This is a genomic window from Planosporangium mesophilum, from assembly GCF_016863255.1.
Lineage (GTDB): Bacteria > Actinomycetota > Actinomycetes > Mycobacteriales > Micromonosporaceae > Planosporangium > Planosporangium mesophilum.
In genome coordinates this window covers 33,128-54,678 of record NZ_BOON01000038.1, presented here as the reverse complement: position 1 = coordinate 54,678, position 21,551 = coordinate 33,128, and the positions used below count along the sequence as shown (strand labels likewise).

The following is a 21,551-nucleotide window of genomic DNA, read 5'->3' as shown; positions in this document are numbered from 1 at the left end:
GCGGGCGCTACAGCCACCGGGTGCTACAAGCCACCGGGCGCTGCCGTCCACAGCGTCTCTTTCAGGCGGGGTCGAGCCAGTGCCGGGCGCCGACGATGATGAGCTGAAGCTGCGTGGTGGCGGTGGCGATGACCTGGTGTCCGACCGCCGGCCGGCCGGGCGGGACGTCCACGATGGCCGCGGCGGTCGAGGTCATGTGGTTGACGATCATGTCGGTGAGGATCCGTACGTCCTCTTCGCTCCAGTCAGCCAGTACCGACGAGGCGGTGACGTCGCCGGACCGCAGGTCCGTGGCCAACTCCTCGCTGATCAGTCGCAACTGGTCGTGGATCGCCTGCCGTACCCGCTGCATGCCTCCGTAGCGCTCGCGGGAGATGAAGCGGAACTGGTCCCGCTGGGCGCGGACCTCTCGGGCGAGCACCTCGACGGAGCGACGAGCGATCTCGTCGCTCTCCGTCAGACCCACGCGTACTGCTCGCAGCGCGGTCCGCAGGCCGCCCAGCGACTGTTCGACCAGCGCTACTCCGAGGCTCTCCATGTCGGGGAAGTGCCGGTAGAAGCCGGCTGGCACGATCCCCGCGGCCCGGCTGACCTCGCGCAGGCTCAGGCCGCCCAGGCTCTGGTGCTCGGTGAGCCGCAGTACCGCCTGCAGCAGCGCCTGTCTCGTCTGGAGCTTCTGCGTGGCGCGGGGCCCGAGAGTGCTGGGCGGAGTATGGGTCATGTCACTCAGTAAACACCTGTTCGCTGAATAGCAAGTAGGCCAGGCTTGACTCAGTAAACGGTTGTACGCCGAAAGGAGTCATCGTGGCCACCCTCGTGGGTGCCTTCCTGGTAGCTCTCCTGGTCGTCGGTACCGCCGCGCTGAGCGGCCACCCGCTGCCGCTGATCGCGGCAGCTCTCGTCGTCGGTTGCGTGATCATCGCCGTCATGTGGCGACTGCGGGCGTTGAGTACCGCCGGCACCGCCAGCTCAGCCGGCACCGCCAGCACAGCCGGCTCGGCCGGTGGGACCGAGCGGTCGTGAACGTCGTCAAGCGCCACCCGTACCGACGGCTCGACGACCGTGCCGCGGCCGCGCTGCTCTTCGGCTCGGTCGGGCTTTTCCTGTTCAACGTCGTGTTCGGACCGATCGCGATCGTCCTGGGTGCGCGGGCGGCACGTGGTGACATCGAAAGAGGCGCCTCGCTGGGACGTCTCGGGCGGGCCGCCGCCCTGCTCGGCATCGGTCTCGGTATCGCGGACCTGGTCGTCCTCGTCGTCCTGGTGGCCGGCAAGGTCCACAACGGAGTCCTCGACTGGAACGTCGGTTAGGACCTCCCATGCATGATCACGGAGACTCTTCCGGGCCAGCGGGCGGAAGAGTCTCCGTGATCATGGGAGAAGTCGGAACGGCGGAAGCTACAGGCGGCCGCCGCTTGCCGTGTCTGCGGAGATCCGCTGCGCCAGGTAGATCGGGATCACCGACAGCACGATGAGCACCGCGGCGACCACGTTGATGACCGGCGCCTGGTTGGGCCGGAACAGGTTGTCGAAGATCCACAGCGGCAGGGTGCGGGTACCCGCACCGGCGGTGAACGTGGTCACGATGATCTCGTCGAACGACAGCGCGAAGGCGAGCAGCCCGCCGGCGAACAGCGCCGACCGGATCAGCGGGAACGTCACGTACCGGAAGGTCTGGAACGTCGACGCGCCCAGGTCGGCCGAGGCCTCCTCCAGGCTGGCCCCGGTACGCCGCAGCCGCGCCAGCACGTTGTTGTAGGCGACCACGACGCAGAACGTGGCGTGTCCTATGACGACGGACAGCAGGCCCTTGCCGACGCCGAGCGGTGCGACGACGGTACGGAACGCGGTGTCCAGTGCGATGCCGGTGACGATGCCGGGCAGCGCGATCGGCAGGACCACCAGCAGGGAGAGCGTCTCGCGGCCGAAGAACCGGTACCGCTGTACCGCGAACGCGATCATCGTGCCGAGCACCAGCGCCACCACGGTCGCGCCCAGCCCGGCCTTGACCGAGGTCAGCAGCGCGGCGCGGGCGCCCTCGTTGTCCCACGCGCGGGCCCACCAGTCCGTCGTCCAGCGCGGTGGCGGCCAGGCGAACGTCCGGTCGGCGTTGAACGAGTTGATCAACACGATCGCCAGCGGCACGTAGATGAACGCCAGGCCCAGCGCCATGGCGCCGCGCAGCAGCCAGCGCGCTGCAGGGGAAAGATTCACAGTTCCTCCAACGCGCCGCTGCGCCGCACCGCGACCAGATAGACAACCATGATCAGCACGGGGATCGTGGCGAGTGCCGCCGAGAACGGCAGGTTGTTCGCGGCGCCGATGTTCGCGTACACGAGATTGCCGATCAGTTGGGTCTTGCCGCCGACGATCTGCACCGCGATGTAGTCGCCCAGTGACAGTGAGAAGGTGAAGATCGAGCCGGCCACCACGGCGGGGACGACGATGGGCAGCACGACCGAGCGGAACGTGCGCCCGGCCCGGGCGCCCAGGTCGGCCGAGGCGTCCAGAAGGGAGTCCGGCAGCCGCTCCAGGCCGGCGTAGATCGGCAGGATCATGTACGGCAGCCAGAGGTACGACAGCACCAGGATGGTCGCGGTCAGCCCGTACCCGGGGCCGTTGCCGTCGCCGCCCAGCAGCCAGTCCACCGGCCCTCCGTTGGCCAGCATGACCCGCCAGGCGTATGCCTTGACCAGGTAACTGGCCCACAGCGGGGTGAGGATGGCGACGACCAGCAGGCGGCGCCACCGTGGCGCGGCGACCTTCGCCATGAAGAAGGCCATCGGCAGCGCGATGGCGGCGTCGACCAGCGTCACCGCGACGGCGACGCCGATGCTGCGCAGCGTCACGGTGCGGTACACCGCGTCCGTGACGATGGTGCGGAAGTTGTCCAGCGTGGGCTGGCGTACCACCTCGCCGGTGAACGAGTTGACCGTCCAGAACGCCGAGAGGAACAGCACCGCGAGCGACCCCAGGTAGGCCACGCCCAGCCAGAGCACCGGCGCGGACAGCAGCGCGGAGAGCCGCGCCGACGGGTGACGGTGCAGCCACGCGGCGAGCCGGCGGGCCGGCCCGGAAGAGCCGGACCGGCCCGCGTCGGTGGAAAGCAGGCTCATCAGCCCTTGATTCCGGTCCACGCCTGGGTCCAGGCGGCGTAGTCCTTGCAGGTCACATTCGTACGACCGTCCAGGCACCTGGTGGTCGGCGTGGTCCAGTACCAGATCTTGCTGGCGTACGCGGCGTCAGCGGCGTGGTACTTGTCGCAGTGGCCCTTGTCGGACGTGAACTCGCACGCCTTGGGGTTTGCCGGCGCCTCGCCGAACCACTCCGCCGCCTGTGCGTTGGTCTGCGGCGAGATGATCCAGTCCATCCACTTGTACGCGCAGTTGGGGTGCTTTGCCTTGGCGGCGACCATCCAGGTGTCCGACCAGCCGGTCGCGCCCTCGGAGGGCAGCACCGCGGCGACCGGGGCCTGGTCGGCCTCCGCCAGGTTGACGATGACCTGCCACGCGGTGCCGGCCACCGTGTTGCCCGACTTGAGGGCCTGCACCGCCTTGGTGTAGTCCGACCAGTACTCGCCGACGTTCTTGTTCTGCGCCTTGAGGAGGTCGACCGCGGCGTTGAACTGCTTGTCGTCCAGCGCGTACGGGTTCTTGATGCCGAGCTCCGGCTTGTGCGCCATCAGGTACATCGCCGCGTCGGCGATATAGATCGGCGAGTCGTACGCGGTGATGTGCTTGGCGTTGGCGGCCGCGTTGTCGAACACCACGCTCCAGGAGGTGGGCGCCGGGCTGACCTTGTCGGTGCGGTACGCCAGCAGGTTCGCGCCCCAGCCGTGCGGGATCCCGTAGGAGACGTTGTCGACCGAGTTCCAGGACTTCATCTTGAGGAAGTCCCGGACGTCGGAGTAGTTGGGCACGAGGTCGGTGTTCACCGGGGCCACCACGCCGCCGTAGATCATCCGCAGCGAGGCGTCACCGGAGGCGGAGACCAGGTCGTACTCGCCGGACTTCATCAGGGTGACCATCTCGTCCGAGGTGCCGGCGACCTTGGAGTTCACCTTGCACCCGGTCTGCTTCTCGAAGTCGGTCACCCAGTTGACCTTCGGGTCGTTCGTGCCGTTCTCGACGTACCCGGCCCAGGACACGATGTTGACCTGGCCCTCGCCGGCGCCGAGCGACGCCAGCTTGTCGATCTTCGGCGGCTTGCCGTCGGCCGGGTTGGCGCCGCCGCCGGACGATCCGCTGGAACACGCGGACAGGGCCAGTAGTCCGGCCGTTGCGAGGCCGGTGATGATGCGCGCTCGACGCATGGACTCTCCTCGGGTTGGAGTCGGGCGGGATGCGGGTGGGACCTTTCGTCGGACGGGTGGTCCGTCTGACGGGATTTCAGCCGTGTGCGGGACGTTCAGCCGGTGTGCAGGACGTTCAGTCGGTGTGCGGGACGTTCAGCCGGTGTGCGGGACGTTCTAGTCGGGCAGGCGGATCGCGTGCTCGCGCCGCCAGCGCAGGGTGACCGGAGTGTCGCGATAGGACTGCACGTCCACGGACGAGGTCCGCAGGTTCTGCTGGAGCGCGACCAGTTGGGCGGTGCTGTCAGGGGAGCCCGCGTCCAGCCGCACCACGAACCGGGTGGTCGCGCCCGCGTACACGGCCTCGACGACGCGGCCGGTCGCTGTGACGTCGTCGGGCGCCGCCTCTCCGAGCTCTGCCGGTCCGAACCCTGCCGGGCCGGACCCTGCCGGCCCGCCGAGCGCGATCTTCTCCGGCCGGATGGCGAAGCAGCCGTCCTCACCCAGGACGGCCCGCGCGACCTTGTCGCGCAGCACGTTCGCGGTACCGACGAAGCCGGCGACGAAGGCGCTGCCCGGCTGGTCGTACACCTCGGCGGGGGTGCCGACCTGCTCGATCCGCCCGGCGTTGAACACCGCGATCCGGTCGCTCATGGTCAGCGCCTCCTGCTGGTCGTGGGTCACGAAGACGAACGTGATCCCGACCTGGCGCTGGATCTGCTTGAGTTCGAGCTGCATCTCCTCGCGCAGCTTGAGGTCGAGGGCGCCGAGCGGCTCGTCGAGCAGCAGCACCTTGGGCCGGTTGACCAGGGCCCGGGCCAGCGCCACCCGCTGCCGCTGCCCGCCGGAGAGCTGGCCGGGCCGGCGGTGGGAGTACCCCTCCAGGCGGACCGCGGCGAGCGCCGCCTCGGCGCGCTCCCGCCGTTCCCGGCGCCCCACCTTGCGGATCTTCAGGCCGTACTCGACGTTGTCGATGACGTCCATGTGCGGGAACAGCGCGTAGTCCTGGAAGACCGTGTTGACGTCGCGCTCGAAGGGCGCGCGGCGGGTCACGTCGGCGCCGGCCAGCTCCACCACGCCCGAGGTCGGCAGCTCGAACCCCGCGATCAGGCGCAGCACCGTGGTCTTACCCGAGCCGGACGGGCCCAGCATGGAGAAGAACTCGCCGTCGGCGATCTCCAGGTCCACCCCGGCCACGGCCTCCACGCCGCCGAAGGACTTGCGCAGACCCGTCAACCTGATCGCGGGCGTTTCCAAGCTCGTCGCCTTTCTCCCTGCAAGAGTGGGTACCGCCGGACATAACGGAACGGCGGATGCGCCGGACGTTAGGCGCCGGACGGGGTGCCGCTCAATGGATATATGCACAACCATTCCCATGCCGACTGGTCACTACTACAGTGCCGAGGCATGGTTCTCCAGCTCGCCGACATCGTCGCCTGCACGCGGCTGAACCTCGTCGTGCTGACGGGGTCGCCCGAGGCGCTGCGGCGGCCGGTGAGCTGGTGCGCCGTGACCGAGCTGGCCGACCCGCGCCCGTGGCTGCAGGGCGGCGAGCTGGTCCTGACCACCGGCCTGCGGCAGCGCTCCGCCGCCGCCCAGCGCGAGTTCGTGGAACTCGTCGCGCGGCGGGGCGTGGCCGGCATCGGCTTCGGTACCGGTCTGACCCACGAGCGCGTACCCCGGGCGGTGATCGCGGCCGCGCAGGCGCACGACCTGCCGGTCCTGGAGGTGCCCTACGAGACGCCGTTCCTCGCGGTGGACCGGTACGTCGCCGACCGGATCGCCGCCGAGAGCTACGCCCGGCAGCGTGACCTGCTGCGTCTGCACGACGCCCTGGCCCGGGCGCTGCTGTCCGGCGGCGGCCTGGACGTCCTCGTCCACACGCTGGCCCAGCTCCTCGGCGCTCCGGTCGCGGTGCTGGACGCGTACGGGGTGAGCCTCGCGGCCGCGCCGGCCGGCGCCGAGTGGGAGGACGGGTCGGGTTCATCCGCTGTCGCATCAGCTGCCCCCATCGAAGTGGCCGGTGCGGTGGTGGCCCACCTGCGTACGCCCGCCACGCACGAGGTCCTGCCGTACGCGGCCAGCCTCGTCGGGCTGGAGCTGGCCCGCCGGCAGGCGGTCCTCGCCGCCCGCCGGGAGCTGGTCGGCCAGGTGATCGAGGACATCGTCCGGGCGACCCTCTCCGAGGGCGAGGCCGCCCGGCGCCTGGCGACGTTCGGCGTGGACGCCGCCCGCCCGCACACCGTCCTGCTCGCCGCCGCCGGGCGGGACGCCGACCCCGGCGGGGACAGGCTGCGCGGGCTGCCCGGCGGCGTGTACCCGCTGTCCGCGACCGCCGCCGAGCCGGTGGTCACCGCGTACATGGGGGAGCACCTCGTGGTGGTCGTGGGCGAGAGCAGGCCGGTGGACGAGGTGGCCCGGCAGACCCTCGGCTACGTCACCCAGCTCGGGGAGAACGCCCGGGTCGGTATCGGCGGGGCGTACCCCGGCGCGGCCGGCCTGCGGTGGAGCTTCTACGAGGCGCGCGAGGCGCTGAGCCGGGGGCCGGGGATCAACGCCCGCGAGCCGCTGTCCCTGCCCGGGCTGCTACTCGCCAGCGAGGCGCTGCCGCTGACCGAGCTTGGGCGCTCGGTGCTCGCCCCGTTGCTGGACTTCGACGAGCAGGTCGGCGGGGATCTGGTGGCGACGCTCCGCACGTACCTGGAGGAGGACGCGTCGGTGGCGCGGGTGGCGGGCCGGCTGTTCGTGCACCGCAACACGGTCCGGTACCGGCTGGACCAGATCGAGCGGCTCACCGGGCGGTCGCTCGCCTCAACCCAGGACCGGGTCCAGTTCTGGCTCGCGTTGCAGGCCGTAACGCTGGGGGCGCGTTGAGGAGGCGACGACAGGGGTAGACAGGAGTCATGGCCGACAAGCTGGCGACGTACCGCAGCAAGCGGTCGGCGTCGCGTACGCCGGAACCGGTACCCGCTCCGGGGCCGCTGCCGGGTGGTCACGACGACACGTTCGTCATCCAGGAACACCACGCCCGGCGGCTGCACTGGGACTTCCGGCTGGAGCGTCAAGGGGTCCTGGTCTCCTGGGCATTACCCAAGGGGCTGCCCGACGATCCGAAGAAGAACCACCTCGCGGTGCGCACCGAGGATCATCCGCTCGACTACGCGGGGTTCGAAGGTGAGATCCCCCAGGGCGAGTACGGCGGCGGCCAGGTGGAGATCTGGGACCGGGGCACGTACGAGTGCGAGACGTGGACCGACCGTGAGGTGAAGTGCGTCCTGCACGGAGAGCGGGCCCACGGCCGGTACGTGTTGATCCGTACCGATGGCGACAACTGGCTCATCCACCTGATGGAGCCGGCGAGAGGGTCCGGAGACACGGCGTCCGCGAAGGCGGAGCCGGCCACGGCCGAACGGGAGCCGGTGCCCGAGCTCATCCGGCCGATGCTCGCCACCCTGGGTGAGCTGCCCGCGCCCAGCGAGGACCCCGACTTCGGGTACGAGATGAAGTGGGACGGCCTGCGGGCGGTCGCGTACGTGGCCGACGGCGAGGTCCGTCTGGTCTCGCGCAACGACAAGGACGTCACCGTGGCCTACCCGGAGCTGCGGGGCTTCGGGGCGGCGCTGGGCGGAGTGCCGGCCGTGTTCGACGGCGAGATCGTCGCGTGCGACCCGGCCGGGCAGATCTCGTTCGCCGCCCTCCAGCCCCGCATGCACGTCCGGGACCGGGCGCAGATCGGGCGGCTGAGCGAGCAGACCCCCGTGACGTACCAGATCTTCGACCTGCTGCACCTCGACGGGCACGACACCGTCGGGCTGCGGTACGAGCAGCGCCGGGAGCTGCTGGAGTCGCTGGGGCTGCACGGGCCGCACTGGGACACCCCGGGGTACACGCGGGGCGGCGGCCCGGCCGCGCTGGCGGCCTCCCGCGAGCAGCGGCTGGAAGGGATCGTGGCGAAACGGCTCGACTCGGTCTACGAGCCGGGGCGGCGCTCCAAGGCGTGGGTCAAGGTCAAGCACACCCGTACCCAGGAGGTCGTCATCGGCGGCTGGGCGCCCGGTCAGGGCCGGCGTGCCGGGACGATCGGCGCCCTGCTGCTGGGCATCCCCGGGCCGGAGGGGCTCGAGTACGTCGGGCAGGTCGGAACCGGCTTCAACCGCGAGACGCTCGACGACCTGTACCGCAGGCTCCGTTCGCTGGAGCGCAGGACGCCGCCGTTCGCCCACCCGCTGCCCACCCGCGACGCGAAGGACGCGCACTGGGTCACGCCGAAGCTGGTGGGGGAGGTCGAGTTCGGCGAGTGGACCCGCGACGGCCGGTTGCGCCAGCCGTCGTGGCGCGGGCTGCGGCCGGACAAGTCACCCGACGAGGTGGTCCGCGAAAGCTAGACCAAGCGGGTGATCTCGTCGGCGGTGGTGGGGCGGCCGAGGTGGAAGCCCTGCCCCAGGTCGCAGCCGAGACCGGTCAGCCGCTCCGCCTGTACGGCCGTTTCGATGCCTTCGACGGTGACGCTGAGACCCAGGTCGTGACCGAGGTCGATGAGCGCGGGGACCAGGGTGTCGTTGGAGCGGCGGGCGGGAGGCAATGTGTGCGGCGCCAGGGCGCCCGACGGCACGCTCTCCGGTGACACGCTCTCCGGTGGCACGCTCTCCGGTGGCACGCTCTCCGGTGGCACGGCAGCCAGGCCACGCAGGAAACCGGCCGCGAGCTTGATCGAGTGGATGGGGATCTCGGACAGGTAGGCCAGGCTGGAGTACCCGGTGCCGAAGTCGTCGATGGCGAGCCGCACCCCGAGGTCCGCCAGGGCGTGCAGGACGTCCAGGGACGTGTCGCCGGTGTCGACGATGGCGTTCTCGGTGACCTCGAGCTGGAGCAGGTCGGGAGGCAGCCCGGTACGGTCGAGGACCGCGGCGACCGCCGCCGGCAGGCCGGGATCGCGGAGCTGGGCGACGGCGAGGTTGACGCTGACGAACGGCGGGGCCGGGCCGAGCCGCCGCCAGCCGGCCGCCTGTGCGCACGCCTGCTCCAGCAGGCGCAGGCCCAGCGGCTCGATCAACCCGGTGCTCTCGGCCAGGGAGATGAAGCGCGCCGGCCCGAGGACGCCGAGCTCCGGGTGGTGCCAGCGGGCGAGGGCCTCGACCCCGGCGAGGGTACGGTCGGCCAGCCGTACCAGGGGCTGGTAGGCCAGGGTGAACTCGCCACGGGCCAGCGCGGCCGGCATCGCGGCGGTGAGCTCGTGGCGGGCCACCTCCGCGGCGTTGCGTTCGGCGTCGAAGACCATCCACCGGGTACGGTGATCGCTCGCCACCCAGCCGAGGGTGATGTGCGCGGCGCGGAGCAGTTCGGTCGGGTCCGCCCGGCCGGCGGGGCGTTCGACCACGCCGCATCTGGCCGTGACCGGGATCTGGTGGCCGTCGACCGACATCCGCTCGGGCAGCGCCCGCAGGACCTGGTCGGCCACCTTGACGGCGTCGTCGGTACCGGTCGTGCGCTCGGCCACCAGCGCGAACTCGTCGCCGCCGAGGTGGGCCAGGTAGTACCCCTCGCGGGCGGCCAACGCCCGGAGCCGCCGCGCCACGGCGAGCAGGAGCTGGTCGCCGCGCGTCGGGCCGAGACTGTCGTAGACCGCCTTGAACCGGTTCAGGTTGAGCAGGACGATGCCCAGGCGCGCCTCGGAAGGGGGGTCAGCGGGCGGGTCGGCGACGAGGCTCGCCAGCCGTCGCATCAACGCCGACCGGTTGGGCAGTCCGGTCAGTTGGTCGTGGAGCAGCGCGTGTTGGAGTCGAGCCTGCAGGGCGTACTGCTTGTCGCGCCAGGCGGCCCGTTCGGCGTTGTTGATGCCCTCGGCCGCGGTGAGGGCGCGGTCACGCAGCGCCTCGGTGAAGCCGGTGGCCAACTGTCCACAGAGGTCGGCCAGCCGGGCCGGGGTCCGTTCGTCGGTGACGCCCGCGTCGGCCAGGAGCCGCTGGTGCAGCAGGGTCAGGCTATGGCCGAGCGCGCGCGGCGAGGAGATGTCGGCGGCCACCAGGTCGGCCCCGACCCGGTACCCGGCCGAGGCGTCGAACGGCTCCGCGGTCACCGCCGCCACCAACCGTTGCGCCAGGCCCTGCAGGGTGGCCCGGGACCGGGCCCGTCCGGCCGGCAGGAAGTTGGTAGACGAGACGGCCCGCTCCCAGGATGCGCTGAAGGAGGCCAGGTCGGCGACGCAGTCTCCGGCGGCGCCGGGCGTGGCAGCGCCGTCCTCGACGGCGCCGGACGTGACAGCGCCGTCCTCGACGCTCGCGGGCGTGCCGGCGGATCGGGGCCCGGTACGCGATTGCGTCATCTGGTGCGCGCCTTCCATCGTGGAGCGTCCCGCCGCGGATGTCCGCCGGCCCATCGATTATCGGCCCGACGCCGGGCGGGATCCAGACCCGGTTGACGCTACCGCGTGCGGCCCACCGCCCCCAACATCACCTCGGCCTGTGGATGGCGGGTCGCCCGCATCGAGTCGGGTAACCAGTCGTCGACGCGCGTGAGGCCGGGTTTGACGAGGTCCAGACCGGCCAGCAGTTTCTTGACCTGTCTCGGTGCACGCGGTAGGCCGGGCGTCAGCGTGTGCTGGTAGAGCCGCCGGACCTGCTCGATCTCCCGCCGGTGCGTCGAGGCGGTGACGTGGGAGATTGCGAGGTAGCTGCCGGGGGCGAGCCCGTCGCGGAGCCGGGCGATGATGCCGGCCGGGTCGTCGGAGTCGGGGACGAAGTGCAGCACCGCCATCAGCAGTACCGCCGTCGGCTGGGAGAAGTCCAGCAGTTGGAGCACCTCGGGGTGGCCGAGGATCTCGGCGGGGCGGCGCAGGTCGGCCTCGATGGACGTGGCGTACGGGTCGTCGGCCAGGATCATCCGGCCGTGCGCGACCGCCACCGGGTCGATGTCGACGTAGACCACCCGCGCGTCGGGCGCCGACTGCCGGGCCACCTCGTGCACGTTGCCCAGTGTCGGGATGCCCGAGCCGATGTCGAGGAACTGCCGTACGCCGGCGTCCACCAGCCAGCGCACCGCCCGGCCCAGGAACGCCCGGTTGGCCTGCGCGGCGTAGCTGAAGCCGGGCATGGCCACCTCGACCCGCGCCACGAACTCCCGGTCGGCGGCGAAGTTGTGGTAGCCCCCGAGGTAGTAGTCGTAGGCGCGAGCGACGTTGGGCACGGTGACGTCGACACCGTCCGGTACCCAGCTCAGCACGTCCAACCTGTACTCCTCGGGTCATGTCGCGGAGTCGGTTTTGCGGCGGCGGTACTGATCAGTTATCGGCGGGTCACGGATCGGAGTCGACCGTCGGCCACCTGGACCATGGCATCCACCTGCGCCAGGAACGCGTCGCCGAAGCCGCGCAGCCACTGGCTCAGCAACTGCAGCTCGTCCTCGGTCCGTACCCGGTTGCGAGGATCGGCCAGGAACGCCGAGATCATGTCCTCCACGAGCAGGCGTGCCCGGACCCGAGCGTGGTACAGCTGCTGTCCGCTGGTCTGCGGGTCGTCGTCGACGGCACTGTCCGCACAGGCGATGGCCAGGTTCAGGTGGGTCTCGGTGTACCGCTCCACCTCGTTGACCAGCCAACCGGTGCGACGGCGGGGGCGCCGCGGCTCCGCGACCCGGTCGACGTCGGTGCCGTGCTCGCGATAGAAGCCGCGTAGCCGTTCGACCTCGGCGCGTAGTGCACCGTAGTCCTGTTCGGCCGCCTCGAGCGCGTCCGCGGCCCGCGCGACGAATTCGTTGACGGAGTCTTCCGAGTAACCCCGCCATGCGAGCTGGGACTGCGGGAAGGTCGCCGTGCGTGCCTCTTCCGCGGTGAGCGTGCGGCCGAAGTGACGGACGGGGCCCGGGTCGACGGGGGTACTCACCGACAACTCCCGTGTATTCCCAGCCCGGTCGAGGGATCGAGCTTCCGAGTCATTTTTCCCACGCTAGAGGGCGCCGACCAAGATTGGAAGATCGTTTAAGGTCTGCTTAGGGCCGGCCGGAAGATGATTTAAGGGTCACCCGAACGGACGTATCGCCGCAGCGTCCCGACCCGGCGGCAACCTCACCGGCCGAGCCTCATCGGCGTAGTCGTAGCGTCACCACCTGGAACGGACGCAGGGACAGTCGGAGCGCGTCGTCCCGCAGCCTGGTCGGTCCGCAGCGGCGTTGCCCGGGGTCGAGTTCGCGTTCGAGCAGGTCCACCTCGGTCGCCTGGGCGAACGGAAAGCCGGGGCGTAGCGTCGCGGCCGCCCGCCCGCCGCGCGACTCGTAGAGCCGTACGATCACGTCTCCGCTGGCGTCGTCGGCCAGCTTGACCGCCTCCACCCGTACGGCGGGGTGGTCCACCGACAGCAGCGCCGGGAGCGCGCAGTCGCCGGGCACCACGCGAAGCGGCAGGTTCAGGGCATAGCCGGCATCGACCGCGGCGTCGAAATCCCCCGCCACGACCAGCGCGTACCCGAAGCGGTGCGCCCCCTGGTCGGTCCGCGGGTCGGGGCTGTGCGGCGCGCGCAGCAGGGTCAGCCGTACCGTCGTGGTGGTACCCCCGTCCTCGTCGCGGGTCGTGCGCGCCGCGTCGTGGCCGTACGTGGAGTCGTTGGCGATGGCGACGCCGTACCCCGGCTCGGCGACGCGGATCCAGCGGTGGGCGTAGATCTCGTACCGGGCCCGGTCCCAACTGGTGTTGGTGTGCAGCGGCCGGTGCACGTGGCCGAACTGGATCTCCGCCGTGGACCGGTCGGCGTGGAGGTCGAGCGGGAACGCGACCTTGAGCACCTTTTCCGACTCGTGCCAGTCGACCTCGGTGTCGATGTCCAGCCGGCCCGCGCCGGCGGTCAGGCGGTACGTCTGGGTCACCCGGGAGTCGCCGAAGCGCCGCTCGACCCGGACGGCGGCCAGCAGCGGGCCGGCGTCGGTCACGGTCACCGACTCGGCGGCCGTCAGGTCGGTACGCCGATGCAGGTAGTGCCGGTCGATGTTCCAGGCGTCCCAGCGGGCGGGGTGGTCGGGGTGCAGTTGCAGCAGGTTGCCCCGGGCGCCGGGGGCGAGCAGTTCGCGGTCGGCGACGAGGTCGCGTACCGAGCGCAGCAGCCCGTCGTCGTCGATGACGACCCGGAGGAGGCCGTTGTCCAGGACGGTGCCGTCGGAGTGCGCGGGCTCCACCGTCACCCCGCCGACCCGGCCGGGGGCGGCGGGGTGTACCGGGCCGACGCCCTGGGCCGGTGCGGTCGCCCATACCGCCGACCGGCCGTCCGAGAGCCGCTGGCCGGGCACCTCGCCAGGCATGATGACGACCTCCGCCCGGTCGTGGGGCGCCGCGTTCAGGGCGACCGGCTGACCGTCTCGCGTGGACAGTGCCGAGGTCGCCCGGGCGATCAGGGCCTCCAGCTCGGTCCGGATCCGTCCGTAGGTCTCCCGCGCCTCGCGGTGCACCCAGGCGATGGACGAGCCGGGCAGGATGTCGTGGAACTGGTGCAGCAGCACCAGCTTCCAGATCCGGTCCAGGTCGTCGTACGGGTACGGCAGCCCGGCGTGCAGGTGCGCCGCGGTCGACCACAGCTCGGCCTCGCGCAGCAGATGCTCGCTGCGCCGGTTGCCCGCCTTCATCGCGGCCTGGGTGGTGTACGTGGCGCGGTGGTTCTCCAGATACAGCTCGCCGGTCCAGGTCGGTGCGTCGGGGTACTCCTCGTGCGCGCGTTCGAAGAACTCGGCCGGGGCCTCGACCGTCACCCGCGGTGAGCCCTCGAGGTCGCGCAGCCGCCGGGCGCGTTCGAGCATCTCGCGGGTGGGGCCGCCGCCGCCGTCGCCGTACCCGAACGGCACCAGCGACGTCGTCGCGGCGCCCTTCTCGGCGAAGTTGCGTACCGCGTGCGCCAGCTCCGCGCCGGTGAGCCCCGAGTTGTACGTGTCGACCGGCGGGAAGTGCGTGAAGACCCGGGTGCCGTCGATGCCCTCCCACCAGAAGGTGTGGTGGGGTATCCGGTTCGTCTCGTTCCACGACAGCTTCTGGGTCAGGAACCACCGCACCCCGGCCAGCCGGGCCAACTGCGGGAACGCGGCGGTGTACCCGAACGAGTCGGGCAGCCAGATCTCCTGCGTGTCGACACCGAACTCCTCGGCGAAGAACCGCTTGCCGTGCGTGAGTTGGCGGACCAGCGCCTCGCCGGTGGGCAGGTTGGCGTCGGACTCGACCCACATCGAGCCGACCGGCGCCCACGTGCCCGCCCGGACCGCCTTGCGGATGCGCTCGTAGATGTGGGGCTGGTTGTCCCTGACCCAGGCGTACTGCTGCGCCTGCGAGCAGGCGAACACCAGCTCCGGGTAGTCCTCGGCGAGGGCGGTGACGTTGGCGAAGGTACGGGCGGCCTTGCGGACCGTCTCGCGCAGCGGCCACAGCCACGCCGAGTCGATGTGGGCGTGCCCGACCGCCCGGATGCGGTGGGCGCTGGCGTGCGCCGGGCTGGCGAGGACCGGCGCCAGCCGCTGCCGCGCGACCGCGGCCGTGCCCGCCACGTCGTGCAGGTCGACCGTGTCGAGCATGCGCTCCAATGCACGCAGGATCTCGTGTCGGCGCGGGTCGTGCTCCGGCAGCGCCATCATCAGCTCGGTGAGCACCTCGATGTCGAGGACGAGCTGCCAGACGGGCTCGCGGAGCAGGGCCAGGTCGGCCTGGACGAACCGGTACAGCGGCTCGGCCGGCGCGGTCAGCCGGTCGCCGAGCCCGGTCGGCGCGAACGACCGCAGGACGGTCGGGTTGGCCGCGGCCTCGATCAGCAGGTCGACCCGGTCGCCGGTGACCGGTACGTACCGGTTCAGCGGATGGATGCCCTTGATCGGTACGCCGTCCGCTGTGTACGCCAGCGCCTCGGCCTGGAAGCCGGGCGACTCCACGCCGAAGCCGAGGTCGAAGACGGCCTCCACCCGCTGACCCGCCCACTCGGCCGGGACGTCGCCGCGTACCCGCAACCACGTCGTCGACCACGGCGAGCCCCAGGGCTGGCCGATCGTGACCTTCTCGAAGTCCGCCGCGTCGAGGGCCTGGCGCACCGGTACCGGTTCGCCCGGCACCGTCCAGGCCGTCACCTCCAGCGGCCGGCCGGGGCCGTACACGGCCGGGCGGAGGTACTGGTCCACCGCGCGGGCCAGCCGCTCCTCGACCAGGATCCGGTCGTCGTGCATCTGCGCCTCCTGCCGGCAGGTCGTCGAGCATGCCCGGTACCCCCGTACCGGCGCGGTACTCCGGTCACATCGAAGTCTTCACGATCACCGAGCCGGTGTGCCAGATCGCGTCCGCCGGCTACGCCTCCTCCAGCGGTACCCGGGGGTCGGCGAGGCGCTCCGGGTCGACCGCGCGCCCGGACCGGATCAGCTCTCCGATCGGCCCCGCCACGTCCCAGATGTTGACGTTCATGCCGGCCAGTACCCGCCCGCCGGCGGTCCAGAAGGCGATGAACTCGCGCTTGGCGACGTCGCCGCGCACGACGACCCGGTCGACGTCGCCGGGCGGGGCGTACCCGGTGTACTCCATCCCCAGGTCGTACTGGTCGGTGAAGAAGTACGGCAGCCGGTCGTAGCTGACCGGCTGGCCGAGCATCGAACGGGCCGCCGCGGGACCGCCGTTGAGGGCGTTGGCCCAGTGCTCGACGCGGATGTTGCGGCGCAGCGGCGGATGGTAGGCGTTGGCCACGTCCCCGGCGGCGTAGACGGACGGGTCGACGGTGCTGCGCAGGGCATGGTCGACGACGACGCCGTTGTCGACGGCGAGGCCGGCGCGCTCGGCCAGGTCGGTGTTCGGGCGTACGCCGGCGGCCACGACGACGGTGTCGCACGCCAGCTCGGTGCCGTCGGTCAGCAGTACCGAGGAGACCCGCCCGTCGCCGCGGAGCTCGCGGACCCCGGTACCGAAGTGGAAGGCGACGTCGTGGTCGCGGTGCAGGTCGGCGAAGACGCGGGCGATCTCGTCGCCGAGGACCCGTTGCAGTGGCAGCTCGGCCACCTCGACGACGGTGACGGCCGCGCCGCGCTGCCGGGCCGCGGCGGCGACCTCCAGCCCGATCCAGCCCGCGCCGATGATCACCACCCGGGCGCCGTCGGTCAGGGCGGCGTCGATCCGGGCGTGGTCGGCGAGGGTCCGCAGCGTCAGTACCCCGTCCAGCTCGGCGCCGGGGACGGGCAGGGCTCGCGGGGTGGCGCCGGTGGCGAGCAGCAGCGCGTCGTAGCCGACCCGCTCGCCGCCGACCAGCTCGACGTGCCGGCCGGCCCGGTCGATCGCGGTCGCGCGGGTGCCGGTACGCAGGTCGACGTCGTGGTCGGCGTACCAGCCGGCCTCGTGCACGAACACGCTGCCGGGTTCGGCGGAGCCGGTCAGCAGGCCCTTGGACAGGGGCGGCCGTTCGTACGGGTGCTCGGCCTCCTCGCCGACCAGGATGATGCGGCCGTCGAAGCCCTCCTCGCGCAGGGTCTGTACGGCCTTCGCCCCGGCCAACCCCGCGCCGACGATCACGAATGTGCGGTCTTCTGGCATCGCGCTCTCCCTTCCGGTATTCATGGTGCGCCGGTTCGACGCGCGCCGACCCCGGCGAGGGTGAAGAACTCGGCGCGGGACCGGACATCTTCGCGCAGGTTGCCCAGCAGGGTCGAGGTGATGGTCGTGGCGCCGACGGCCTGGACGCCGCGCAGGGTCACGCACAGGTGTTCGGCCTCGACGACCACCCCGCCGCCGCGGGGGCGCAGGTGGGTGGTCAGCCAGTCCGGACCTGTTTGGTGAGGCGCTCCTGGACCTGGGGCCCGTGGGCGAACAGCTCGACCACGCGGGCGGGTTTGGACAATCCCAGGATGCGCCCACCCAGAGTTTGGTCGCGATGACGACCAAGACTCTGGGTGACCACGAATACGGCGGCCGCGGTGGGGCCCGCGCGTCGACTCGATGGAGGGTCAGTACGAGAACTGACCCACCACTTGTTGCAGGTGCGCCGACATGCGGGCAAGTTCGGACGCGGCGGCCTGCGACTGGGTGACACCGCTACTGGTGTTCTGTGCCGCCGTCGCGACGACGCCGATGTTGTCGGCGATCATCCCGGACCCGGTGGCGGCCTGGGCGACGTTGCGACTGATTTCTCTGGTCGTCGCGGTCTGCTCCTCCACGGCGGAGGCGATGGTGACCTGCGAGTCGTTGATGGCCGCGATCACGGTGCCGATCTCGGAGATCGCCGCGACGGCCGCCGCCACTTCCTGCTGGATGTCGTCGATGCGACCGGCGATGTCCTCCGTGGCCTTGGCGGTCTCGTGAGCGAGGTCCTTGACCTCGCTGGCGACCACCGCGAAGCCCTTGCCGGCCTCTCCGGCGCGGGCCGCCTCGATGGTGGCGTTGAGCGCGAGCAGGTTGGTCTGGTCGGCGATCGAGGTGATCACCCTGACCACGCTGCCGATCTCGGCCGACGACTCACCCAGCTTGGTGACGGTCGCGCTCGCGCTCTCCGCCGATGCCACCGCCCGGGCGGCGACCTGGGCGGCCTCGGCGGCGCTGTGCGCGATCTCCTTGATGGACGCCTCCATCTGCTCGGAGCCGGCGGCGAGCGTCTGCACGTTGCGCGACACCTGCTCGGCAGTGGCCGACACCGCCTCGGCCTGGGTGGACGTCTCCTCGGCGGACGCCGCGATCTGCTGGCTGGTCGCGGACAGCTCTTCGGAGCTGGAGGCGAGCGTACCGGCGCTGGTCGCGACCGCAGCGATCGTCTCGCGGGTACGGGCATTCGCACGGTCGAGTGCGGTGGCCATCCGGCCGATCTCGTCACGGCTCGACACTCCGACCGACTGGCTGAGGTCGCCGTCACCGATCGCGGAGACCACGGCGCCGACCCTCCTCACCGCGTTGACGACAAGCCGGGCGAGGTACAGGCCGACCACCACCGCCAGCAGCACACCGGCGACCAGGAACCCCAGCAGCGTCAGCCGCGCCAACGAGTACGTGCGGTACGAGTCCTGGTTGGCCTTTTCTGCAGCGGCGGTCTCGATACGGGTCAGGTCGTCGAGGGCCGTGGTCATCGCGGTGATCGCGGGCTTGGATTCGGTGTCCCGTACCCGCACGAAGGTGGCGAGGTCGTGAGCGCGTGCGGCCGGGACGAGCTTGGCCTCGCGGACCTGCCGGTATTCGGAGATCCCCTGCCGCAGCTTGGCGACCTGGGCTCCATGCCCGGTGCCGTCGGTCGCGAGGTACGACGCGAGCGCCTTGTCGAAGGCGGCGTCCTCGTCCGGGATCTTGCTCAGCGCGCTCTCGACGCCCTTGGCGTCGGTGGCGATGGCCGCGTTGAGCGCATCGATGCGGCTGCTGAGCATGCTGCGGTGCATTGTCGCGAGGCTGTTCAGGGACAACAGGTTCTGCGTGTACATCTGCTGGGACTTCACCTGCATCGATGACATGCCCACCAGGCCGGTGACCCCGATCGCCGTCGAGACGAGGGCGCCGACAGTGATCACGAGCATGAACTTGACCCGCATCGAGCGGTTGGCAACCCAGTTGGCCAGGCCCCCGGCGGGCCGTACCGAAGGGCCAGAAGAAGGAAGCTCAGACATGGCAGACCGATCCGCTCACGGAGCGCGCTCCGGTGCGGGCACCTCCCGCAACACCCAGAGTGATCGAATCTTGCACTTACTGCAGTCATGCAGACGGCGCAATCCGACCTGGACGAATGGTTGACACGACAAATATCGACAGAGCAAATTTCGGCAACGCAAGTAAATTGTCCGCCGGTCGGGTCGCGGTCCGCCAGGCCGAACGACCCATGGGATGGCACGCTGCGTCGATCGGGTGCAAGATATGGATCTCGGCCGATGCGCGGCGTGACGCCGTATCGACCGTACGCGAGCTTCCTCATGGGGAGGGCCGATGCAGCAACGCATCGAGAGGTACGGACGGGCCGCCGCGACGATCGCGGTGCTGGTGACTGTCGCCGCCACCACCGCCGGCTGCCTGGGTAAGAAGACCAGCTCCGACACCACGAAGAATGCCGACGCCAAGGAGTTCACGCTCAGCATCGGCGTCAACTCCATCGCGGGCGGCAAGAACGCCTCGCAGGCGGAGTGGCTCAGCAACTGGGTCATTCCGAAGTTCGTCGAGGCGCAGAAGGCCAAGGGCCGTACCGCGCACGTCACGCTCCAGCCGTCCGGCGCGAGCGACGAGGACTACAAGAGCAAGATCGCGCTCGACCTGAAGACCGGCAGCGGCGCCGACATCTACGCGCTCGACGGCATCTGGGTCGGGGAGTTCGCCGACGCCGGGTACATCAAGCCGATCGAGGACCTCGTCGGCAAGGACAAGGCCGACGACTGGGAGGGCTGGGCGCAGATCCCGCCGGCCGTCCAGACCAACATGGCCTACAACGGCAAACGCTACGGGGTGCCGCTGGGCACCGACGGCCGGGTCATCTACTTCAACCGGAAGCTCTTCGCGCAGGCCGGGCTGCCCGCCGACTGGCAGCCCCGGAGCTGGAGCGACGTGCTCTCCGCCGCGTACCGGATCAAGGCGGGCGTGCCCGGGGTCATCCCGATGCAGCTCAACGCCGGTACCGCGATGGGCGAGGCGACGACGATGCAGGGCATCCTGCCGCTGCTGGTCGGCGCCGGCCACCAGATCTGGGCCGACGGCAAGTGGCAGGGCAACACCCAGGCGCTGCGCGATGCCCTCGGCATGTACCAGGAGATCTACCGCAACGGCCTGGGCGATCCGGTGATCCAGCAGGACGCCAAGGGACGAGACAAGTCGTTCCAGGCGTTCGCCGAGGGGCGGATCGCCATGCTGCTGGAGGGCGACTACTTCTGGCGGGCGGTGATCGAGCCGACCAAGGGCATCGCCAAGATGCCCGACCGGGACCAGACCGTCGGGTACGCGCTGATCCCGGCCAAGACCCCGGGTGCCGGCATCCGCGGTCAGGACTTCGTGTCGATGTCCGGCGGCAGCGGCCATGTGCTCAACCCGGCGAGCAAGTACCCGCAGCAGGCGTGGGAGCTGTTGCAGTTCCTGAACTCCAAGGACGCCACGATCGCGTCGGTGGCCGGCTCGCCGCGGCTCACCCAGCGCCAGGACGTCAACGACGAGGTACTCAAGAACAACCCGATGCTGCTGTTCGTCTCCCAGAAGGTGCTGCCGCTGACCGCGTACCGGCCCGGCTTCGCGGTGTACCCGCGGGTGTCGCAGGCGCTCCAGCAGGCGACGCTCGACGTGGCGACGGGTACGCCGGCGGTGGACGCGGCCGCGACGTACCAGCGGACGGTGGAGCCGATCGTGGGTGGGGTGGGCAAGGTTGCCAGCGGCTGAGCCCGCACTCGACGCCGTTGCGACCGGGGCGACCGCCGCCCCGGCCGCGACGATGCCGGCCGGGCGGGCCGGACCGGCCACCGACGTGGTCGGGCTGGGGCGGTGGCGGGCGCTCGGGTTCGTGACGCCCGGGCTCGTCCTCATCGGGGTCTTCCTGGTCTTCCCGGCGCTCTGGACGCTCTACATCGGCGTGACCGACTACCGGCTGACCGGCACCGCCGCCCGCGCACCGCAGATCGTCGGCCTGGAGAACTACCGTCGGGCCCTGACCGACCCGACGTTCTACCGGTCGATGTGGCTGACGCTGGTCTTCGTCCTGGGCTCGGCGGTGCTCGGGCAGAACCTGCTCGGCTTCTTCTTCGCGTACGCGCTGCGCCCGGCCCGCCCCGCGGTGCGCCGCCTCGTCGAGGCGCTCGTCCTGCTCGCCTGGATCCTGCCCAGCTCGGTCGTTGCGTTCCTGTGGATCGCGATGCTCGACCGGGACGGCGGCACGGTCAACGTGCTGCTGGGTCAGGTACCCGGGGTGGCGTGGCTGATCGAGTACCCGATGGTCGCGATCGTGGTCTTCAACATCTGGCGGGGCACCGCGTTCTCGATGATGCTCTACTCCGCGGCGCTGTCGGGGGTGCCGCCATCGCAGCTGGAGACGGCCCGGTTGGCCGGCGCGTCCACCGGGCAGACGCTGCGCGACGTGATCCTGCCCAACATCCGCCGGTACGCGCTGACGAACACGCTGCTGATCACGCTGTGGACGTTCAACGACTTCACGCCGTTCCTGCTGACGGCGGGCGGGCCGAACCACCGGTCGGAGGTGGTGGCGGCCTACATCTACAACACCGCGATCGTCGGCGGCGAGATGGGGTACTCGGGCGCGATCTCGCTGCTGGTACTGCTGGTCAACCTGCTGCTGGCGCTGGTGTACCTGCGGGTGGCCCGGGTGAGGCCGGCATGA

The 21,551-nt window shown here is 70.9% G+C and carries 17 protein-coding genes and 1 pseudogene; 6 read left to right on the top strand and 12 right to left on the bottom strand.

The window, feature by feature from the left end; translation table 11 throughout:
• Window positions 1-61: 61 nt before the first annotated feature.
• Entirely contained in the window at window positions 62-721 is a 660-nt protein-coding gene (locus Pme01_RS20390; protein WP_168116491.1) for a TetR family transcriptional regulator, read from the bottom strand.
• Between the two features lie 83 nt (window positions 722-804).
• Between Pme01_RS20390 and Pme01_RS20385 the strand changes: the two genes are divergently transcribed.
• On the top strand, window positions 805-1,023 hold the full coding sequence (locus Pme01_RS20385; RefSeq protein WP_168116492.1) for a hypothetical protein: 219 nt from the start codon (window positions 805-807) through the stop codon (window positions 1,021-1,023).
• A complete protein-coding gene (locus Pme01_RS20380; RefSeq protein ID WP_168116493.1) occupies window positions 1,020-1,310 on the top strand; it encodes a hypothetical protein in 291 nt (96 codons plus the stop codon). Before Pme01_RS20385 ends, Pme01_RS20380 begins: the two co-directional genes overlap by 4 nt.
• 87 nt (window positions 1,311-1,397) lie before the next feature.
• Here the strand turns inward: Pme01_RS20380 and Pme01_RS20375 are convergent, their stop codons facing one another.
• From Pme01_RS20375 to Pme01_RS20360, 4 genes are all read right to left on the bottom strand, one after another.
• Window positions 1,398-2,213 (bottom strand): ABC transporter permease, encoded by an 816-nt coding sequence (locus Pme01_RS20375; RefSeq protein ID WP_168116494.1) that lies wholly within the window; start codon window positions 2,211-2,213, stop codon window positions 1,398-1,400.
• On the bottom strand, window positions 2,210-3,115 hold the full coding sequence (locus Pme01_RS20370; protein ID WP_168116495.1) for an ABC transporter permease: 906 nt from the start codon (window positions 3,113-3,115) through the stop codon (window positions 2,210-2,212). The genes Pme01_RS20375 and Pme01_RS20370 overlap by 4 nt, the downstream gene beginning before the upstream one ends.
• Window positions 3,115-4,311 carry an ABC transporter substrate-binding protein gene (locus tag Pme01_RS20365; protein WP_168116496.1) on the bottom strand — a complete coding sequence of 399 codons (1,197 nt, stop codon included), beginning with the start codon at window positions 4,309-4,311 and terminating at the stop codon, window positions 3,115-3,117. Before Pme01_RS20365 ends, Pme01_RS20370 begins: the two co-directional genes overlap by 1 nt.
• A 156-nt stretch (window positions 4,312-4,467) precedes the next feature.
• Window positions 4,468-5,547, bottom strand: coding sequence for an ABC transporter ATP-binding protein (locus tag Pme01_RS20360; protein WP_239088356.1), 1,080 nt, complete (start codon window positions 5,545-5,547; stop codon window positions 4,468-4,470).
• A 150-nt stretch (window positions 5,548-5,697) separates the two neighbouring features.
• Between Pme01_RS20360 and Pme01_RS20355 the strand changes: the two genes are divergently transcribed.
• Together Pme01_RS20355 and ligD are read left to right on the top strand one after the other, a co-directional pair.
• Window positions 5,698-7,164 (top strand): PucR family transcriptional regulator, encoded by a 1,467-nt coding sequence (locus Pme01_RS20355; RefSeq protein ID WP_168116497.1) that lies wholly within the window; start codon window positions 5,698-5,700, stop codon window positions 7,162-7,164.
• A 29-nt stretch (window positions 7,165-7,193) separates the two neighbouring features.
• The gene (gene ligD / locus Pme01_RS20350; RefSeq protein ID WP_168116498.1) at window positions 7,194-8,675 is read left to right on the top strand and encodes a non-homologous end-joining DNA ligase; all 1,482 of its coding nucleotides are present in this window, start codon (window positions 7,194-7,196) and stop codon (window positions 8,673-8,675) included.
• Here ligD and Pme01_RS20345 read toward each other — a convergent pair.
• The 7 genes and pseudogenes from Pme01_RS20345 to Pme01_RS20315 all read right to left on the bottom strand — a co-directional run bounded on the left by Pme01_RS20345 (window position 8,672) and on the right by Pme01_RS20315 (window position 18,858).
• A complete protein-coding gene (locus Pme01_RS20345; protein WP_168116499.1) occupies window positions 8,672-10,612 on the bottom strand; it encodes a putative bifunctional diguanylate cyclase/phosphodiesterase in 1,941 nt (646 codons plus the stop codon). The genes ligD and Pme01_RS20345 overlap by 4 nt on opposite strands.
• Window positions 10,613-10,710: 98 nt before the next feature.
• Complete coding sequence (locus tag Pme01_RS20340) at window positions 10,711-11,514, bottom strand: SAM-dependent methyltransferase (protein ID WP_168116500.1); 804 nt, start codon at window positions 11,512-11,514, stop codon at window positions 10,711-10,713.
• Window positions 11,515-11,570: 56 nt separating this feature from the next.
• Entirely contained in the window at window positions 11,571-12,167 is a 597-nt protein-coding gene (locus Pme01_RS20335) for a DivIVA domain-containing protein (RefSeq protein WP_168116501.1), read from the bottom strand.
• Between the two features lie 196 nt (window positions 12,168-12,363).
• On the bottom strand, window positions 12,364-15,465 hold the full coding sequence (locus tag Pme01_RS20330; RefSeq protein ID WP_168116502.1) for an alpha-mannosidase: 3,102 nt from the start codon (window positions 15,463-15,465) through the stop codon (window positions 12,364-12,366).
• Window positions 15,466-15,583: 118 nt separating this feature from the next.
• Entirely contained in the window at window positions 15,584-16,810 is a 1,227-nt protein-coding gene (locus tag Pme01_RS20325) for an NAD(P)/FAD-dependent oxidoreductase (RefSeq protein WP_168116503.1), read from the bottom strand.
• Between the two features lie 20 nt (window positions 16,811-16,830).
• A pseudogene (locus Pme01_RS31820) lies at window positions 16,831-17,096 on the bottom strand (GTP cyclohydrolase I).
• Between the two features lie 124 nt (window positions 17,097-17,220).
• Window positions 17,221-18,858 carry a methyl-accepting chemotaxis protein gene (locus Pme01_RS20315; RefSeq protein WP_239088355.1) on the bottom strand — a complete coding sequence of 546 codons (1,638 nt, stop codon included), beginning with the start codon at window positions 18,856-18,858 and terminating at the stop codon, window positions 17,221-17,223.
• A gap of 313 nt (window positions 18,859-19,171) precedes the next feature.
• Between Pme01_RS20315 and Pme01_RS20310 the strand changes: the two genes are divergently transcribed.
• Both Pme01_RS20310 and Pme01_RS20305 read left to right on the top strand, forming a co-directional pair.
• Window positions 19,172-20,599 carry an extracellular solute-binding protein gene (locus Pme01_RS20310; RefSeq protein ID WP_168116504.1) on the top strand — a complete coding sequence of 476 codons (1,428 nt, stop codon included), beginning with the start codon at window positions 19,172-19,174 and terminating at the stop codon, window positions 20,597-20,599.
• Entirely contained in the window at window positions 20,586-21,551 is a 966-nt protein-coding gene (locus Pme01_RS20305; RefSeq protein WP_203935759.1) for a carbohydrate ABC transporter permease, read from the top strand. Before Pme01_RS20310 ends, Pme01_RS20305 begins: the two co-directional genes overlap by 14 nt.

Bases quoted from the DNA above. Each gene is read 5' to 3' on its own strand.
- Pme01_RS20370 (WP_168116495.1), bottom strand. From the start codon at position 3,115: ATGAGCCTGCTTTCCACCGACGCGGGCCGGTCCGGCTCTTCCGGGCCG.
- Pme01_RS20365 (WP_168116496.1), bottom strand. From the start codon at position 4,311: ATGCGTCGAGCGCGCATCATCACCGGCCTCGCAACGGCCGGACTACTG.
- Pme01_RS20345 (WP_168116499.1), bottom strand. From the start codon at position 10,612: ATGACGCAATCGCGTACCGGGCCCCGATCCGCCGGCACGCCCGCGAGC.
- Pme01_RS20310 (WP_168116504.1), top strand. From the start codon at position 19,172: ATGCAGCAACGCATCGAGAGGTACGGACGGGCCGCCGCGACGATCGCG.
- Pme01_RS20390 (WP_168116491.1), bottom strand. From the start codon at position 721: ATGACCCATACTCCGCCCAGCACTCTCGGGCCCCGCGCCACGCAGAAG.
- Pme01_RS20325 (WP_168116503.1), bottom strand. From the start codon at position 16,810: ATGCCAGAAGACCGCACATTCGTGATCGTCGGCGCGGGGTTGGCCGGG.
- Pme01_RS20355 (WP_168116497.1), top strand. From the start codon at position 5,698: ATGGTTCTCCAGCTCGCCGACATCGTCGCCTGCACGCGGCTGAACCTC.
- ligD (WP_168116498.1), top strand. From the start codon at position 7,194: ATGGCCGACAAGCTGGCGACGTACCGCAGCAAGCGGTCGGCGTCGCGT.
- Pme01_RS20315 (WP_239088355.1), bottom strand. From the start codon at position 18,858: ATGTCTGAGCTTCCTTCTTCTGGCCCTTCGGTACGGCCCGCCGGGGGC.
- Pme01_RS20330 (WP_168116502.1), bottom strand. From the start codon at position 15,465: ATGCACGACGACCGGATCCTGGTCGAGGAGCGGCTGGCCCGCGCGGTG.